Origin of the sequence: Enterococcus sp. AZ177, assembly GCF_050544585.1 — a bacterium.
Lineage (GTDB): Bacteria > Bacillota > Bacilli > Lactobacillales > Enterococcaceae > Enterococcus_L > Enterococcus_L plantarum.
Genome location: NZ_CP172944.1, coordinates 1,868,713 through 1,886,349, shown reverse-complemented (window position 1 = coordinate 1,886,349; position 17,637 = coordinate 1,868,713). Strand labels below are relative to the sequence as shown.

General features: G+C 36.7%; 15 protein-coding genes. 10 read left to right on the top strand and 5 right to left on the bottom strand.

All coding sequences use genetic code 11. The features are described from left to right. The first annotated feature begins 81 nt into the window (after nucleotides 1-81). The 4 genes from IGJ34_RS09185 (at nucleotide 82) to scrK (ending at nucleotide 4,805) form a co-directional block, all read left to right on the top strand. Nucleotides 82-1,362 carry a UDP-N-acetylglucosamine 1-carboxyvinyltransferase gene (locus IGJ34_RS09185; RefSeq protein WP_111247498.1) on the top strand — a complete coding sequence of 427 codons (1,281 nt, stop codon included), beginning with the start codon at nucleotides 82-84 and terminating at the stop codon, nucleotides 1,360-1,362. Beyond that, nucleotides 1,359-2,651 (top strand): transcription termination factor Rho, encoded by a 1,293-nt coding sequence (rho, locus tag IGJ34_RS09180; RefSeq protein WP_111247497.1) that lies wholly within the window; start codon nucleotides 1,359-1,361, stop codon nucleotides 2,649-2,651. Before IGJ34_RS09185 ends, rho begins: the two co-directional genes overlap by 4 nt. A gap of 98 nt (nucleotides 2,652-2,749) precedes the next feature. After that, on the top strand, nucleotides 2,750-3,019 hold the full coding sequence (locus IGJ34_RS09175; RefSeq protein ID WP_069654216.1) for a type B 50S ribosomal protein L31: 270 nt from the start codon (nucleotides 2,750-2,752) through the stop codon (nucleotides 3,017-3,019). Between the two features lie 910 nt (nucleotides 3,020-3,929). Further along, on the top strand, nucleotides 3,930-4,805 hold the full coding sequence (gene scrK, locus IGJ34_RS09170) for a fructokinase ScrK (protein ID WP_206849582.1): 876 nt from the start codon (nucleotides 3,930-3,932) through the stop codon (nucleotides 4,803-4,805). A gap of 70 nt (nucleotides 4,806-4,875) precedes the next feature. On the opposite strand, the gene IGJ34_RS09165 is transcribed toward scrK, so the two are convergent. Beyond that, nucleotides 4,876-5,319 (bottom strand): VOC family protein, encoded by a 444-nt coding sequence (locus tag IGJ34_RS09165; protein WP_069654371.1) that lies wholly within the window; start codon nucleotides 5,317-5,319, stop codon nucleotides 4,876-4,878. An 85-nt stretch (nucleotides 5,320-5,404) separates the two neighbouring features. Here IGJ34_RS09165 and IGJ34_RS09160 point away from each other — a divergent pair, with 85 nt between their 5' ends. From IGJ34_RS09160 to IGJ34_RS09150, 3 genes are all read left to right on the top strand, one after another. Next, a complete protein-coding gene (locus tag IGJ34_RS09160) occupies nucleotides 5,405-6,346 on the top strand; it encodes a helix-turn-helix transcriptional regulator (protein WP_206835206.1) in 942 nt (313 codons plus the stop codon). A gap of 100 nt (nucleotides 6,347-6,446) precedes the next feature. Beyond that, nucleotides 6,447-7,046, top strand: a complete 600-nt coding sequence (locus tag IGJ34_RS09155; RefSeq protein WP_206849581.1) for an alpha/beta hydrolase — start codon at nucleotides 6,447-6,449, stop codon at nucleotides 7,044-7,046. A 98-nt stretch (nucleotides 7,047-7,144) separates the two neighbouring features. Further along, nucleotides 7,145-7,399 (top strand): CsbD family protein, encoded by a 255-nt coding sequence (locus IGJ34_RS09150; protein WP_430597270.1) that lies wholly within the window; start codon nucleotides 7,145-7,147, stop codon nucleotides 7,397-7,399. A 110-nt stretch (nucleotides 7,400-7,509) separates the two neighbouring features. Here the strand turns inward: IGJ34_RS09150 and IGJ34_RS09145 are convergent, their stop codons facing one another. Beyond that, complete coding sequence (locus IGJ34_RS09145; RefSeq protein WP_258379293.1) at nucleotides 7,510-7,731, bottom strand: transposase; 222 nt, start codon at nucleotides 7,729-7,731, stop codon at nucleotides 7,510-7,512. An 856-nt stretch (nucleotides 7,732-8,587) separates the two neighbouring features. Between IGJ34_RS09145 and IGJ34_RS09140 the strand changes: the two genes are divergently transcribed. Next, nucleotides 8,588-11,056: a MucBP domain-containing protein gene (locus IGJ34_RS09140; RefSeq protein WP_430597269.1), complete on the top strand. Its 2,469-nt coding sequence runs from the start codon at nucleotides 8,588-8,590 to the stop codon at nucleotides 11,054-11,056. Nucleotides 11,057-11,133: 77 nt separating this feature from the next. Here the strand turns inward: IGJ34_RS09140 and spxB are convergent, their stop codons facing one another. Then, nucleotides 11,134-12,858 (bottom strand): pyruvate oxidase, encoded by a 1,725-nt coding sequence (spxB, locus tag IGJ34_RS09135; RefSeq protein ID WP_430597268.1) that lies wholly within the window; start codon nucleotides 12,856-12,858, stop codon nucleotides 11,134-11,136. Nucleotides 12,859-13,016: 158 nt separating this feature from the next. Between spxB and IGJ34_RS09130 the strand changes: the two genes are divergently transcribed. After that, on the top strand, nucleotides 13,017-13,835 hold the full coding sequence (locus IGJ34_RS09130) for a ZIP family metal transporter (RefSeq protein WP_430598530.1): 819 nt from the start codon (nucleotides 13,017-13,019) through the stop codon (nucleotides 13,833-13,835). 53 nt (nucleotides 13,836-13,888) lie between these two features. On the opposite strand, the gene IGJ34_RS09125 is transcribed toward IGJ34_RS09130, so the two are convergent. Both IGJ34_RS09125 and IGJ34_RS09120 read right to left on the bottom strand, forming a co-directional pair. Beyond that, nucleotides 13,889-14,347 carry an S-ribosylhomocysteine lyase gene (locus IGJ34_RS09125; RefSeq protein WP_069654377.1) on the bottom strand — a complete coding sequence of 153 codons (459 nt, stop codon included), beginning with the start codon at nucleotides 14,345-14,347 and terminating at the stop codon, nucleotides 13,889-13,891. 92 nt (nucleotides 14,348-14,439) lie between these two features. Next, entirely contained in the window at nucleotides 14,440-16,086 is a 1,647-nt protein-coding gene (locus IGJ34_RS09120; protein WP_430597267.1) for an alpha-keto acid decarboxylase family protein, read from the bottom strand. Between the two features lie 457 nt (nucleotides 16,087-16,543). On the opposite strand from IGJ34_RS09120, the gene IGJ34_RS09115 reads away from it, so the two are divergent. Continuing rightward, the gene (locus tag IGJ34_RS09115; protein WP_430597266.1) at nucleotides 16,544-17,599 is read left to right on the top strand and encodes an aspartate-semialdehyde dehydrogenase; all 1,056 of its coding nucleotides are present in this window, start codon (nucleotides 16,544-16,546) and stop codon (nucleotides 17,597-17,599) included. The last annotated feature ends 38 nt before the right edge of the window (nucleotides 17,600-17,637 follow it).

The following is a 17,637-nucleotide window of genomic DNA, read 5'->3' as shown; positions in this document are numbered from 1 at the left end:
TCCTTTAATGTGTTAGAATAGTTTGGGTATATTACAAAAAAATAAAACTATTTGTTTTACATAGATAGGTGAGAATAATAAATGAAAAAAATCGTAATCAATGGCAATCGTCCATTAACAGGAGAAGTATGTATCAGCGGCGCAAAAAACAGTGCAGTGGCATTGATTCCCGCAGCTATCTTAGCTGATTCACCAGTAACATTAGATGGTGTACCTGATATTCAAGATGTTCATTCTTTAATTGAAATATTAGAAATTATGGGTGCTAAAACAACCTTTACAGATAATACACTAGTGATCGATCCAACAGAAATCGTTTCTGTTCCCATGCCTAAAGGCAAAATCAATAGTCTTCGTGCGTCCTATTACTTTATGGGTTCATTACTTGGAAAGTTTGGTGAAGGGGTGGTTGGCCTTCCAGGAGGCTGTTACCTTGGACCACGTCCAATCGATCTTCATATCAAAGGATTTGAAGCACTTGGAGCTCAAGTGACAAATGAACATGGTGCCATGTATTTAAGAACAGAAGACGGACTTCATGGAACAAGAATCTTTATGGATATGGTTTCAATCGGAGCAACGATCAATGTGATGTTAGCGGCTGTTAAAGCAGAAGGCAAGACAATTATTGAGAATGCTGCACGTGAACCGGAAATTATCGATGTTGCAACCTTATTGAATAACATGGGGGCAAACATCCGTGGTGCTGGAACAGATATCATTAGAATCGAAGGTGTCAAAAAATTACATGGTTGCCGCCATTCCATCATTCCTGATCGAATCGAAGCGGGTACTTACCTAGCGTTGGCTGCTGCGATGGGTGAAGGAATCAAAGTTCGTAATGTGATTTATGAACATCTAGAAAGTTTTATTGCGAAATTGCAAGAAATGGGTGTTAAAATGACGATCGAAGAAGATATGATCGAAGTCCACCCATCTCATGATTTAAAAATGACTACAGTCAAAACATATCCTTATCCAGGTTTTGCAACTGATTTACAACAACCAATTACCCCTTTGATGTTAAAAGCTAAAGGAACAGGTGAAGTTATTGACAGTATTTATGCGCAACGCACGAAGCATATTCCAGAATTAGTGCGTATGGGAGCAGATGCATCGATAGAAGGTAATATGATCGTGCTCAATGGCCCTACACAATTACATGGAGCAGAAGTTGTCGCGTCAGATCTTAGAGCCGGTGCTTGTTTAGTAATCGCTGGATTAATGGCAACAGGTACAACAACGATTTACAATGTAGAGTATATTTTGCGTGGCTATGATCATATTATCGAAAAATTAACAGCACTTGGTGCTGATATCCAAATGATTGAGACTGAGGAAGAAAACGAGGTGGCTAAATGAGTGACTATTTAACAATGGCGGAACTTGAAAATAGTACATTAAAAGATATCTATTCTTATGCTAAAGAATTCAAGATCCCTTATTATAGTCAAATGAATAAAAAAGAGTTATCTTTAGCTGTTATTAGAGCACAAGCTGAGAAACAAGGCTTTTTCTTTATGGAAGGAATTTTAGATATTGTCTCTCAAGATGGCTATGGTTTTTTACGCCCAATCAATTATGGACCTAGTGCAGAAGATATTTATATCTCATCTTCTCAAATACGTCGATTTGGCTTACGTAATGGGGACAAAGTTGCAGGAAAAGCTCGTCCGCCCAAAGAATCAGAACGTTATTATGGCTTGATGCATGTTGAAAGTGTCAACGGGAAAGATCCAGAAGAAGCAAAAGAGCGGCCGCATTTCCCAGCATTAACACCGCTTTACCCCGAAAAACAAATCAAATTAGAAACAACTCCTGGTAGACTATCGACGCGCATGATCGACATTTTTTCTCCTGTTGGATTTGGTCAACGTGGATTGATCGTTGCACCTCCAAAAGCAGGTAAAACAAGCGTGTTAAAAGAAATTGCTAATGGTATCTCGGAAAATTATCCAGATGTAGAATTAATCTTATTATTGATCGATGAACGGCCTGAAGAAGTGACCGACTTAGAACGTAGTGTCAAAGGTGATGTTGTCTCTTCGACATTTGATCAGCAACCACAAAATCATACTCGTGTTTCTGAACTAGTTTTGGAACGAGCGATGCGCTTGGTGGAAGATAAACGAGATGTGGTTATTTTGATGGATAGTATTACCCGTTTAGCTCGTGCCTATAACTTGGTGATCCCAGCTAGCGGTCGTACATTGAGTGGAGGGATTGACCCTGCTGCTTTTTATAAACCTAAGCGTTTCTTTGGTGCTGCTAGAAATATTGAAGAGGGCGGAAGTTTGACGATTCTTGCCACTGCTTTAGTAGATACGGGAAGTCGGATGGACGATGTTATTTTTGAAGAATTTAAAGGAACAGGGAATATGGAACTACATCTCTCTCGTGATTTGGCAGATCGTCGTATTTTCCCTGCAATTGACATCAAAAAATCAGGTACACGAAAAGAAGACTTATTAATGTCAGCGGAGCAGTTAGAAGAGACATGGAAACTGCGTAATCATATGACGGGTGATTCTTTAGAATACACAGAACAATTCGTTAAATTTTTACGTAAAACGAAAAACAATCAGAAATTCTTCGAAGAATTTCATGATGTTTCTTTCGGTCGACAAGCAAAAAAAAATATTAAAAGATAATTGCATCGATAAACAAATCATGCTATTATAGTACTGTTGTATACCGACAAATAAACTCTGATGCAGCAAATGGATCAGGGCAAAGGAGCGAAAAGACTATGAAACAAGATATCCATCCAGAATATCACCCAGTTATTTTTATGGACTCAACTACAGGTTTTAAATTTTTATCAGGTTCTACTAAGCACTCTGATGAAACAGCTGAGTGGGAAGACGGAAATACTTATCCAGTAATCCGTGTCGAAGTTACATCTGACTCTCATCCATTCTATACTGGACGTCAAAAATTTACACAAGCAGACGGACGTGTGGACCGTTTCAACAAAAAGTATGGTATCAAAGATGCCAACGCCAACCCAGAAGGTTAATTCAAACTGCAATAGCTATAAGACTCAGCTCATTTATGAGCTGGGGCTTATTTTTTGTACTATTTGAAAACACGGCAAGAGCTAATAGCATGATAATAGGATCTAAATGAACTCGACAGAACTTCAAGAAAGAGGATAATGTCCATTAGAAAAAGCAGAAATTTTATAAATACTTTCATGATTTGTTTTTTAAAGTAAAACGTGTCTGCAGTCTTCCACTTGGATCGATGTCTATAAATGTCTCAAGCTCTTCACGTTTATAAGTGCAACGTGACAAAAAAATGGTAATTATAAACAAAAGTTACTTAAAATAAAATTTGAATCAACAAATGTAGAAAAAAATGATAAAATAGGTTTAGTTTACTCAACTGAAAAATTGGTTTTAAACGGAAGCGAGATGAAGTAGTTAGAATCGATAATCAAACATTTGGTGAAACGGCAGTTTTGTATTCGCTTACGAATGACAATGACCTGACTGTGAATGTTACAACTTAGGAGTCAGAATCGCTGATTTGATTGTACCAGTTAAAGTAAAAATGCAGAATATTGTATTAGGATTTATATCTTGGCGCAACAGTCGGGCGTGTTGCTGGAAGAATCAAGCAGTAATTACTGTACCAGATAAAGAGATTTCTGTTAACATGTAGACTGATCAACTAGCAGTAGTAGTTTCTACAGCCCAATTTTGTGACGACTGCCAGGAGGTTCGTGGGAAGAAACTAGTCAACCATTGCGGACTGACATTAGAGACACAAATCAGTCAAGGAGCCATTGAATTTGATGATTTTAGCGGTATTCGTCTATTTCCAGAAACAGTATACCAAAGTCGAACAATCTACAAGATCAACTGATTTTAAATGAATGTAAGTTTAGTTTCAAACTATACGAAATATATGTAGGAGTGACAAAGATGACAGAAAAATTGTTAGGCAGTATCGAAGCAGGCGGCACAAAATTTGTATGTGGTGTTGGGACTGATAATCTTGATATCATTGAGAAAGTCAGTTTTCCCACAACAACACCTGAGGAAACAATGCCATTAGTGATTGAATTTTTCAAAAAGTACAATTTAAAAGCGATTGGAATCGGTTCGTTTGGTCCAATTGATATTCAAAAAGAATCAGCTACGTATGGTCATATCACCTCGACACCCAAAATAGCTTGGCAAAACTACGATTTTGTTGGAGCAATGAAAAAAGAATTTGATCTTCCTATTGCATTTACAACAGATGTAAATGCTGCGGCATATGGAGAATATGTCGCTGGTTGTGGGAAAGATTTATCTAGTTGTGTTTATTATACGATTGGTACGGGTGTCGGAGCGGGTGCTATTCAAGATGGACGCTTTATTGAAGGATTTAGTCACCCTGAAATGGGGCATATGATCGTTCGACGCCATTCGGATGATCAGTTTAAAGGCTGCTGTCCATTTCATGATGATTGTCTAGAAGGAATGGCAGCAGGACCGGCAATTGAAAAAAGAGCTGGAAAAAAGGGGCAGGAATTAAGTGAAGAAGAGCCAATTTGGGATATTGAAGCGTATTATATTGCGCAAGCAGCATATAATACGACATTGATACTTTCGCCGGATGTTATCATTTTTGGTGGTGGAGTAATGAAACAGCGCCACATGCTAGCGAAAGTTCATCAGGAATTTGAAAAGTTGATCAATGGATATGTCAAAACACCTCCGTTAAAAGAGTACATTGTAATCCCAAAACTAGACGATGATCCGGGAACAATTGGTTGCTTAGCTCTGGCTAAAAAAGAAATTGAATTTTCGTAAAAAAAATAAGAGGCTGGGATAAGACGCATAGCGTGATATCCTAGCCTTTTACTTATCCTTTGGAAATTACTCATTTCAAGCGGTTATCATACATCAACTGAATTTGTACACCAAAAGGATCTTGGACGATACCATAAGCACCACTGAAAACATTTTGTTTCAACGGGACAATGATTGTTACTCGGTCATCTGAGGTTAAATTAGAATAAAACATTTGGATTTCTTTTTGATCTGCACTTTGAATGCACAAAGAGAAATTATTGCCAATTCTAAACGATTGACTAGCGTCCATTGCTTCTTCTGCAATCATTAGTTTAGTCTTACCCACTTTCAAAACTGAATGAGAAATACAGTGTTTATTTTCTTCTGTTAGTTGGAAATTAAGTTCTCTTTTTGCCATGTCTTCATATGTCACGACGAGTAATTCTTCAGCACCTAAATTCTGTTTATAAAAAGCTATTGCTTCCCCAGCACGTCCATTCATGGACAAAAATACGGCAATTTCTAAAGTCATTTGAATTCCTCATTTCTTTTATTTTCTTTCTGCCTTTAGTATACTGTTTAAAGGTATCAAAACATGCTACCTTTTAGGAGGGGTTATGAAAAAAGCAGAACGCATCAATGATATGATCCTTTTTTTGGCAGATAGAAATAGCTTTAATTTAAAAGAGTTGATCGAGCGCTATCAAATTTCAAAAAGTACTGCCTTGCGCGATATACAGTCTCTTGAAGAAATAGGGTTACCGATTTATTCAGAACTCGGCAGATATGGTAAATATCAATTATTGGATACACGAATTGTAGCCCCTGGTTTGTTTACAGAAGGTGAAATATATGCGCTCTATTTTGCGTTATTGACGCTGAAAGGGTATCGTTCTACTCCCTTTACTATCGAAAGTAGCACACTTGAATTAAAATATAGCCAAGTTTTGCCAGAGAAATTGCGCCAAGAACTTCAATTAATGCGTGAAATCGTCTCGCTTGAGCAAGTAAATCATAGCAATACGAGTCAATATTTGAAAGAAATCGTCCAAGGTATCCTTCATGAAAAAGTTTTTAACGTTCGATATGATAAAAAACAAGAAAGTGTGATGATCAAAGCTCAGTTTGTGAAGCTTTCTTCTAAATTGGGGCAATGGTATGCTAGAATTTGGAATGTTGAAACGCAACAAATACGTGTCATTCGTTGCGACAAAATCACGTTACTTGAAGAAGAAGAATCTCAGGTTTCTTTATCGCTTGAAGACTTACTGGAGAAAGATGAGACTTTCTATCAAAATGAACAACTGATACCATTTTCAATCAAAGTGGATGAAAAAGGAAAAGATATTTTTTCTAAAGAAAACTACCCGTCAATGTCAATCCAAGTAACTGAAGGTGGCTATCTGATCAGTGGTTCTTATCATGCGGCGGAAGAAGAATTTATTACGAGTTTTATACTAAGGTTTGGAAAATCAATTTTACAAATTGAACCGGATCATTTAAAAGATAGTCTAGTGAAAAAAGCATCCTCTCTGGTCCAATACTTGAATCATTTATAGTTTTTGTAAAGTGACAAAAGATATAAAGGATGTTAAAATGTAATTCACTTACAAAAAGTAAGTTTTGGACTTGAATAAAATAAAAGAAGGAGGAGGAAACATGCACTATCTATTTGAAAAAGGTCAACTACACGGGAAAAAACTACTGTTACTTCACGGCACTGGAGGAGACGAAACATCCATGCTAGAGATTGCTCGTTTCTTGGATGAGGAGGCTACTTTACTTTCTTTTCGTGGGACAGTTCAAGAAGACGGTATGAATCGTTTTTTCAAGCGGAATGGATTGAATCAATTTGATTTAGTCAGCCTAGAAGAAGAAACTGATCATTTGATTCAATCAATCAGATCTGTTAGTGAAGATAAGGGCATATCATTAGACGAATGGATTTTTGTTGGCTATTCAAATGGTGCCAATATTGCAGCTCATATTTTGCTGGAACGTGAACTTGCTGTTAAGAGTGCGATACTGTTTCATCCCATGTCTTTAGGTGTAGATACGCAAAAATTCTCACTTTCTAATAAAGCATTTTGGTTATCTGTAAGTGAAAATGATCCTATCGTTTCAAAAGAGGCATCCAATCAGTTGATTCACCAGTTACAAATTCGGGAAGCCAAAGTTACTATTGCAGCTACTCATTCCGGTCATCAAATAACCATGGATGAAATCAATCAGGCAAAACAATGGTTGAGTAAACACTAAATTTTTCTTTTTAAAAAAACAAAGCGAATCGTTTGAAGCAAGCGTAAAATGATGCTATGCTAGTTATGTAATATAATTTAACTAGGAGGGATTTTCACATGGCAGATTTAAATGGACGCGTAAATGATGCAAAAGACAAAGTTGAAGGATCAGCTAAAGAAGTTCAAGGTAAAGTGACAGATGATAAAGGGAAAGAACTTGAAGGTAAAGCGCAATCAGCTTTTGCCGATGTTAAAGACAAAGCTCGTGATGCCGGTGACGATATCAAAGATGGCGCAGAAAAATTAGGTGACAAAATCAAAGATGGTTTTGAAGATATCAAAGAAAAATTCCACAAACATGATGATAAGTAATAAGATGAATTAGCAATTAAATAGAAATAGTTTTTTATCAAGAATAAAGGCTCTTTGTCCACTAACGATGGTGGAGAAAACCGAAAGAATTAAATCAATTATTATGAGTCCTAGAGGAGAAGACCTCTAGGATTTTTGTTTGGTTGAAAAAGAACTGAGCCGAAACACAAAGCAATTCTTAATTTAACGTCATAGAGATTACGAAACCCATCAGCATTTCTCTTTAATACTTTGATGAGGCTGTTCAAACATTCAAATGGTGCAATAGAACAAGGCAGTTTTAGGGGACGTTTGATTTTATTTTGAACGTTCCGAAAGGTCGAAAATACCATGTGGTAATAGGTAAGAAGCATAAAATAATCTTGTTCTAATAGCGAGTGAAATCTAGTAGGAAAAAACCTGATAACAGGTGTAGTAAGCTTTTAGTTCTTCATCGTACGCAAATAATCGACCCACGAGTTTTGTTTTTGTTAAATAAGTAGAGAAGGAATGATGGCATTGGCTTTTTTTTAAATAGAGGATCGATTGATTTTTTTTGATTCATACAACTGTTTCAATACGCGATAAACAGAAGAAACGATGTTTCTTTAAGCGTAAATAGGTTTTATACTCAGAGAAATCATTCAGTAAAATGAGGCAGGTTGTGAAGCCCCACCGAATAATGGTGGATGAACCGTTTCCCAATGATGGTAAGAGTGAGTAGAATAATCGAGTGAATGAGAAAAAAAGTAACTTATTCTATTTTTAATCCGTTCTTTTTTGAAGCAGTTTTCATTAAAAAAGATGTCGTTGACTTCTCACTAATATCAAAAAGTATAGTCCTGGAATAAAAAGCTACTTTTATCTAAGCTATTAATAATTATTTTAAATTAATGAGATGAAACTCAACTGAGTTTGGTCTCATTAATTTTTTTCATATAATATTGAGAATATTTTTATAGAAAGTTATCAGCCAATATTAGCCACTTATCAAAGAAGAAAAATCTACTGAAAATGTGATTTGTAGTTGGTAAATAAAGGTTATCATTTTAGTAAAAGGGAGTAACTAATTTATTCTTATTTTTTACTTTAAGGCAATTTTCTTTTTTTTAGAGATTTCACTAAAAAAAAGAGAAAATGAACTCTGTAAATACGATATAATTAATATTGAAAAATCATAATAATAATTTCAAGAAAGGAAGGATAAATATGAAAAAGTGGACACACACACTATTAGTCTCAACGATAGTTTTAGGGGCGCTACCATATAGCGCTATAAACTCAGCTATTCAAGCGAATGCTGAGGATATAGCAGAGCAAGCAACTGCCGAAAAAGAAGAAGCAGTAACTGAACCGTCAGAGGATACAACTAAAAGTACGAATGATTCAGTAACTGACTTAACGCTACAAAATACAGCAGAGTCAGAGCAACCAGTGAAAGAATCTGGACCGTCTGATTCAGTTCCTGTAACCGAACCGATTTTAAAAGATGCTTTGAAGCAAGCGCAACAAACTGAAATACAAGAAACTAGCATACTAGAACCAGATACTGAAGAGATGAACATCACACCAAGAAGAACCAGTGATTTTATCATGACTATCGATGGATCTGTAGTGGATAAACAACTTAACTATTATTATACAAATGTTTCTAATCTTTCTTTTATACGTTCAGATGCCTATAATGTGAGCTATGAGTATGATATCTCTTACGGGAATACATTGCTATTACATGCTCCGAATAACAATATAGTGGATTTTACTCCTTATTTAGACAAAGAAAACTATTCTGAAGGAATCTATATTATTGATATGACTGGATTCAACGTACGAGGAAGAATAGATACGGGTGAATTTTACAATAATATTCAAAGAACAGCTTCATCTGTAAACATTGACGGAGTAATCAATTCCCTAGAGACGGTTGTAGAGAATCCATCCTCTATTACAGTTGGAAGAGATGCAAAAGATACCTATGGCGAAATTGAAGAATACAGTTGGGTGATTTCTGGTACGGATAAAGATGGCAATCCTATTGAGATCAAAGGGAAGGATAGACAACCGACTCAAGAAGAAATTAATAGTTTACCTACTGGGGACTATATTATTACCAATACAGTAACTGAAAAGCTACCAGACGGCTATGTTTCAACAAACCCTATCTCAGATACCACTCAAGGGGCATTCAAAATAACAGCTGGAAAAGTTATTGTTGAGCACATCTTATCAGATAAAGATGGAAATGAAATCAAAATCCATAGTACAGATAACACCACTTATAATGGTAAAATCGGAACGGATTATACAACAAGCCCTATCAACATTCCGGGATATGAGCTTGTGCAAGAAAAAATACCGAATAATGAAAATGGAAAATATACTGCTGCAGACCAGACAGTTAAATACTATTATAAAAAAATAATTACGGATATCAATGTTGAATATGTAGATACAGATGGTAACCCATTGAAACCGAATGATAAGATTACCAATGAATATGAAGCTCCATATAAAACAACACCGAAAGACATTCCAGGGTATGATCTAGTAGATACTTCAGGTAATGTAACTGGAATTCACACAGAAAATGATCAAACAGTTAGCTACGTATACAAAAAGAAAGAAACAAAAGTAACAGTCAATTTTGTTGATGAAAAAGGAAACCCATTAGCTGACAAAGATTTAATCGATGGATTTTTTGATGATCCATACAATACGGCACCAAAAGAAATTCCAGGCTATACCGTCAAACCTGCGCCAGATAATGCTTCAGGCAAACATACAGTGGAGCCAATAGAAGTGACATATATCTATACAAAAATCAAAACAGACATCAACGTTGAATATGTTGATGAGAATAATAATCCTATTTCATCAAATGAAAAAATTTCGGGCGAATATGGTGATGACTACAAGACAAAACATAAGGAAATACCAGGATATGAGCTAGTAACAGTTCCACTTAATGCTAACGGCACACACACTGATAAAAATCAAACTGTAAAATATGTTTATAAAAAAAAGAAAACAAAAGTAACAGTCAATTATGTCGATGAAAAGGGTCAACCACTAGCCAATGGTGATTTGATCAACGGACTATTTGATGATTCGTATGATACTAAACCAAAAGCGATTTCAGGTTATATTTTAACCGCTGTTCCAAACAATGCTTCTGGCAAACAAGCTGTTGACCCGACAGAAGTGACATATGTTTACAAAAAAATCGAAGCACCGACAGTTAATGATTCATTAGAAGGGGCTAAAGAAGTTTCAGGGACAGGTATGCCAAACTCTCGAATAGTCGTTACATTTCCAAACGGTGTTCAAGTAACTGTAGATGTTGATAAAGAAGGTAAATGGACAGTAGCAGTTCCAGAAGGTATAGAATTGAAAAAAGGGGATAAAGTAACAGCTGTCACTTTAGATCCATTAACGGGTGTTACGTCAGATCAAGGTGATGGAAAAGTGATACCATCAACAACCAAAGTACCAGAAACAGGTACTTTAACGAACATAAACAAACCTAATTACTCTGGTAATAAGGAAACAACTACGCAAGCTAAACATAAACTCCCAAATACAGGAGAAACTAGTAATGCGGATGTAGTAAGTATTGGTTTGCTAAGTTTAATCGTTGCATTTTTTGGAAAATGTCTACACAAACGTAAAACAGAATAAAATAGTGTTGTAGTCAAAATAAGCAAAAAGCCCCAACTCCTAATTTTTTTAGCAGTCGGCGCTTTTTGCTTGTTTTATTATTTTAATAACTGATTTAATACAGGCATACCGTGAACCTCATATTTTTCCTTAAAAGCATTGATTTCTGACTCACTAAATTTGTCAGGATCTAATACTAATTCTTCAACAGGTAAAGGACGAGTATTTCTGATTTTCACATCGATCACAACTGGACGGTTACTTTTTCTAGCAGCATCAAAAGCAGGTTCTAATTGACTATATTCTGTAATGGTAAACCCTTTAGCACCAAGTGCTTCGCCAACTTTACCAAAATCTGCTCCTTCTAAATAGACACCAAATTTCTCTTGCTCACTATCTTCTTGTTCCGCTTCTATAAAACCAAACGATTCATTTGAAAATACCACATTGATAATGGGTAGCTTGTATTTTACTTGGGTAATGATATCTTGCATGACCATAGCAAATGCGCCATCGCCACTTAGGGTGAACACTTGCTGATTAGGATAACTGAGTTGTGCCGCGATACCGCCTGGAATGCCATTGCCCATCGTAGCAAACCAACCAGAAGTTGTAAATTTTTGTTTGCCGTTCAAGTCCAAAAGACGAATCGCATGAACCGTTGTATTGCCGACATCTGTTACAAAAATGGCTTCTTCATCCGCAATTCTACGGATTTCTTTAAAAACAGGTTCTACACGAAGTGGTGTATCCGATTTATCGTCGAAACTTCTTAACCATGCAAGCCAATTTTCTTTATTCTTCTGATTGGCTTTTAGCCACCTATCGGCTGGACGAGAATCTCCTAATTCAATCAGTCGTTTTAAAGATTCTTTTGCGTCGCCTAAGATCGCGACATCTGTTTTGTGCCGGCGACCTAATTTAGATGAATCTAGATCAACTTGAATGAATTTTGCATCTGGATTAAAGAAATACGCTGCAAAAGGAAAATCACTACCAACAAACACGATTAAATCTGTTTCAGCTAATGCTTCATTGGCTGGTTTGGTAGCAACACGAGCGGCAAAACCAAGGAAATTTTCATAAGCATCAGGAACGATTCCTTTTCCTAAAACAGCTGAAATAACAGGCATTGAAAAGTGTTCGGAGAAGGCTTTGATTTCAGACCATGCATTGCGAGTACCTTGGCCGATATAAAGAATGGGTTTTTCTGCGGCCTCTATAAAAGGAATGGCTTTTTTCAGATCATCATAATTCGGCATGATCAATCCTTTTCGATGGTTTTTGGCAGTTGATACGTCTTGTTTGGGAATTTCTTTTGTGCCGAAATCCACTGGAATCGTCACAACTGCGACACCGTTGTTTTCATACGCTGCTTTGATTGCTTCATCCACGACATGAGGCAAACTTTCAGGTGTCATAACGGTTCGGTTATAGACACTTACGTCCGCAAATAGTGGATTTTCATTTAATTCTTGAAAGGCATTGTAGTTCATCGAATTGGTAGCGACTTGTCCTAGAAGAGCCAATACGGGGACATGGTCCATTTGCGCGTCATATAGGCCGTTGATCAAATGCGTTGCACCTGGACCTGCTGAGCCAAACGATACCCCAATTTTTCCTGTCAATTTAGCGTCTGCAGCAGCTGCTAAAGCACCAACTTCTTCATGACGAACTTGAATATAATTGATTGTCTCTCTCTCTTTGTATAAGGCATCCATGGTGGAGTTGAAAGAGCCACCAGGAATTCCATAAATATGGTCGATAGCCCAGCTTTCCAATACGTTGATCATCGCAACAGCGGCATTGATTGTTTCTGTCATTTAACTCACTCCGTTTCTATATTTGTCTTCTAGCTCAAGTATACTCTTTCTAATTTTTTGTACCAAATGAAAGCATTTTTTAGGTTAGGCGTGGTCATAAAATCATTGGTGTGATAAAGTAAAGCTAACAAAAATTCAAGAAAGTTGGGGTGTTTAGAATAACAAACTGGTTGTTATCGTTAGAGGCTTGGCAACAAGCATTAGTTGGGACGGGTTTTACTTATTTTATGACGGCGCTGGGCGCTGGATTAGTTTTCTTTTTTAAGGAGATTAAAAAGGATGTATTGAATATGATGCTAGGTTTTGCATCAGGTGTGATGATTGCTGCGAGTTTTTGGTCTTTGCTAGATCCAGCAATTAAACAAGCGGAAGAAAATGGCAGTATTGCTTGGCTTGTCGTGAGTTTCGGTTTTGGTCTTGGTGGTTTATTTTTATATGTCGCAGATAAAACATTACCGCATATGCATTTCGGACCAAATCATGAAAAAGAAGGATTACCAAGTCATTTAAAACGGACGATTTTGTTGGTTTTCTCTATTACCTTACATAATATTCCAGAAGGATTAGCGGTAGGAGTGGCATTTGGTGCAGCGAATTTAGCAGAAGATCCGCAAAAAGCCGCCTTAGCAGCCATTTCCGTAGCATTGGGGATTGGGATCCAAAATTTTCCAGAAGGCGCAGCTGTATCAATTCCATTAAGACAAGAAAATTTAAGTCGGAAAAAAGCATTTCTTTACGGACAAGCTTCAGGAATTGTTGAACCAATAGCTGGAATAATTGGCGCTGTCTTAGTAACAAAAGTTACATTGTTGCTCCCATATGCTTTAGCTTTTGCTGCAGGTGCGATGATTTATGTAGTTGTGGAGGAATTGATTCCAGAAGCCCAACAGACGGTGACTAGCAAACGGCATTTTGCAGTATTTGGCGTGATGCTAGGTTTTATTATCATGATGATTTTAGATGTCGCTTTAGGCTAGTTGAAAAAGACCAAAGCCCGAACAGGTCAGGCTTTGGTCTTTTCTTATCTGTCTTATAGAACACGTTCAAATGGATCTAAACTAATTCCTTTTGCTAAAACGATTTTCGCATATTCTTGTGCAGAGAATAAGGAATGATCTTTATAATTTCCGCATTCTTTAGCAGAAACTGCAGGAACAAAATCTGTTTCAGCGATAAAGTTCAAAACGTTTACTAAAGCATCACGAATTTCTTTTGGAGAATGTTCATTCCACATGATCATGTAAAAACCAGTACGACACCCCATAGGAGAAATATCGATAATTCCTTCCAAGTGATCACGTAAATTTACAGCTAATAAATGTTCTAATGTATGAACTGCAGCTGTTGGTAATTCATCTTCATTTGGTTGTAAAAAGCGTAAATCATATTTTTCAATCAATGCCTCACCATTTTTTTCAGTACCCGCTAGACGAACATAAGGGGCTTTAACTGTATTATGGTCTAATTCAAAACTCTCAACACGTGCCATAGTATTCACTCCTTCAAATTAAGTAAATGTCGCTTTTAACTATAACAAAATACCTTAGAATGTCAATAGATTCTACGTAACAGTAGTTGTTTCTATGAATTTTGTTTTGCAAATGTCTTAGCTAGTTTTTTTAATAATTCAGGCACATCTTCTTGGTTCATCACAACTTCGATCCATTGTAAACGTTCAGTATCTTGTCTAGCAGACTTCATCACGTCTACTAACTCAATTTCTGTCGTAACCTTAAAAGTCGCGACTGTTTTATTAGTCCCACCGAAGACTAGAGGAAGTTTTTGATAATCCCACATAGGAATATTATTATATTGCTCTGTTGCACCATGAATTTCTCGTTCCACAGTATAGCCATTATTATTGATTACAAAAACAATAGGCGTCAATTTTTCTCTGATTGCCGTACCGATCTCCTGAACAGTCAATTGCAAAGAGCCATCGCCGATAGACAAAAGATGACGACTATCTTTATTGGCAATTTGACTCCCTAAGGTAGAGGGGAAAGTATACCCAATCGATCCCCATAACGGTTGTCCGATAAAACGCATATCTTTTTTTAATGGAACATTGGTCAATCCAAAGAAAGATGTTCCTTGTTCTCCAATTAACGTATCTCCTTGTAAAATAAAACCTTCCACTATTTCCCAGAAACGTTTTTGAGTTAGTTTTACATCTTTTGTTTCTAAAGCGGATAGACGTTTTACTGGAAGTATTTCACCTGTGAATTTAGGGAAAGATAGAGTGGTTAAGGCAGAGATAAAACGGTCTAGCTGAATAGTTTCATATTTTTCTCCATAAAGTGAGACTTCTGTTGCTCCAATTGAGATTATTTGTTTGTCGGTAAAGCCAAAACTAAAACCTGATGTTGCAGAATCAGTTAATTTTGCGCCCAAAAGCAGAACTAAATCAGCCTTATCAACACGATTTCTCAGCGTTTCTTCAGTTGGTGCACCTGTATAAGTTCCAATGTAATGAGAATCTGCTTCGTTAAAGGCTCCTTTTCCTAGCGGCAATGTAGTAATTGGCAAATTAAATTTCTGAACGAACTCGTTTAATTGAGGCTCGATATGATAACTTAAAATTTCATGTCCAGCAATAATAACCGGATTTTTCGCTTGTTGTAACGCTTCTTCAAGTTTGTCTAAAAGGATAGTTTCAGAAGCTGTTAATGTTTTTATTGGTTGATTTAAGGGCGTATTTGGTTTGGTTATTTCAAATTCAGCGATATCGATCGGCAAATTAATATAAACAGGCCGTTTTTCATTTTGGGCGATGTTCAATACACGGTCGATTTCAGAGATAGCATTTTCGAAAGTTAAATGAGTAGTCGCCGCAGTTACTTCTTTATGCATTTTTTCAAAACGGAGGAAATCACCATCTCCTAGTGTATGATGTACAAGCTTTTTATTTTTTTGAACCGTGGTCGTCGGTGAACCAATAATTTCAATCACAGGAACGTTCTCTGCATAACTTCCCGCCAAACCATTGACTGCACTTAACTCCCCTACACCAAATGTGGTCACAAAAGCCGAAATTCCTTTTGTTCGCGCATAGCCATCAGCCATATAAGCAGCATTCAACTCATTGGCATTGCCGATCCATTTAAGATCATCTCTTGCCGTGATATGATCCAAAAATTGCAAATTATAATCTCCAGGAACGCCAAATAGTTCGTCAATACCCAATTCTTTTAAACGATCCAATAAATAATCTGCTACAGTATACATTTTATCATCCTCCTAATTTAAAAGCGTAGCGGACTCGTTCAGCTCTGACAGGAAAATAGGAAAAATAGTCTGTGATGCTTTTTGTCACATTCTATTTTTATCTTTTTCCCGAAGAGCTAGCCCGCGTAGCTAGATAACACATGGCAAAATAGTTTGTTCAATCTTAAAAGGAAAACAGTAAAAACAACCAAGCCATTTTTACCATTCCCAAATAAGGTTCCAACTAAAGTAACTCGCAGAGCAAGTATAAGACTGTAAAATAAATTAGGCTACTATCATGCTCGAATCATAAGAATGTCATTAAAAAGAGAGTTGGAAAGTTAGAATATCAAATTTTCTTTTTCATTTTTGACAAAATTAAATCAAAATCATTTTACTTCCTATGTAGTAAAAGACAATATTATGGTAAAATAGGAAAAGCAACTTTCTTCAGGAATTTGAGAGGAGATCAATAAGTATGAAAAAAGAATATAATGTTGCCGTGGTAGGCGCAACTGGTGCTGTTGGTACTAAAATGATCGAGATGCTAGAAGCAACATCTTTGCCAATGAATCAAGTAAAACTATTAGCTTCAAAACGTTCTGCGGGAAAAGAAGTAACGTTTAAGGGCCAAACTCTTGTAATCGAAGAGTTAGTACCTGAGTCATTTACTGGTGTAGATATTGCGTTATTTAGCGCTGGTGGAACTATTTCAAAACAATTCGCACCTGAAGCGGTCAAACGAGGAGCAGTCGTCGTAGATAACACAAGTCATTTCAGAATGGATCCAGAAGTACCGTTAGTAGTGCCAGAAGTCAATGCGGAGGCACTGAAACGTCATAAAGGAATTATTGCTAATCCAAACTGTTCAACGATCCAAATGATGGTAGCTCTTGAGCCAATCAGGCAAGTTTACGGGTTGGATCGTTTGATCGTATCAACTTATCAAGCTGTTAGTGGTGCAGGGATCAAAGCAATGGAAGAACTGAAATCACAGGCATTGGCGTATATCAATGGCACGCCAGCTAATAAACTAGAAGCAAATATTTTGCCATCTGGCGGGGATAAAAAACACTATCCAATCGCTTTTAATGCATTACCTCAGATCGATGTTTTTGCAGATGCTGATTATACGTATGAAGAATGGAAAATGATCAACGAAACGAAGAAAATCATGGAAGACGACAGTATTAAAGTCGTTGCGACCTGTGTCCGTATTCCTGTATTATCTGGCCATTCGGAATCAATTTATATTGAAGTCAAAGAAGATGGCTCTGACGTTAATAAAATCAAAGAATTAATTGCAAAAGCATCAGGAGCAGTACTACAAGACGATCCGAGTCAGCAAATTTATCCGCAAGCGTTAACGAGTATTGACCGCAAAGAAACCTTTGTTGGGAGAATTCGTCAAGATATCGATATTGATAAGGGGTATCATATGTGGGTGGTTTCGGATAATTTATTAAAAGGCGCTGCTTGGAATTCAGTTCAAATTGCAGAAACATTGCACAAGATGGATTTAGTGAGGGTTTAAATAGAATCTGGACTTTTGCTTTGAAACACAGTAAATGA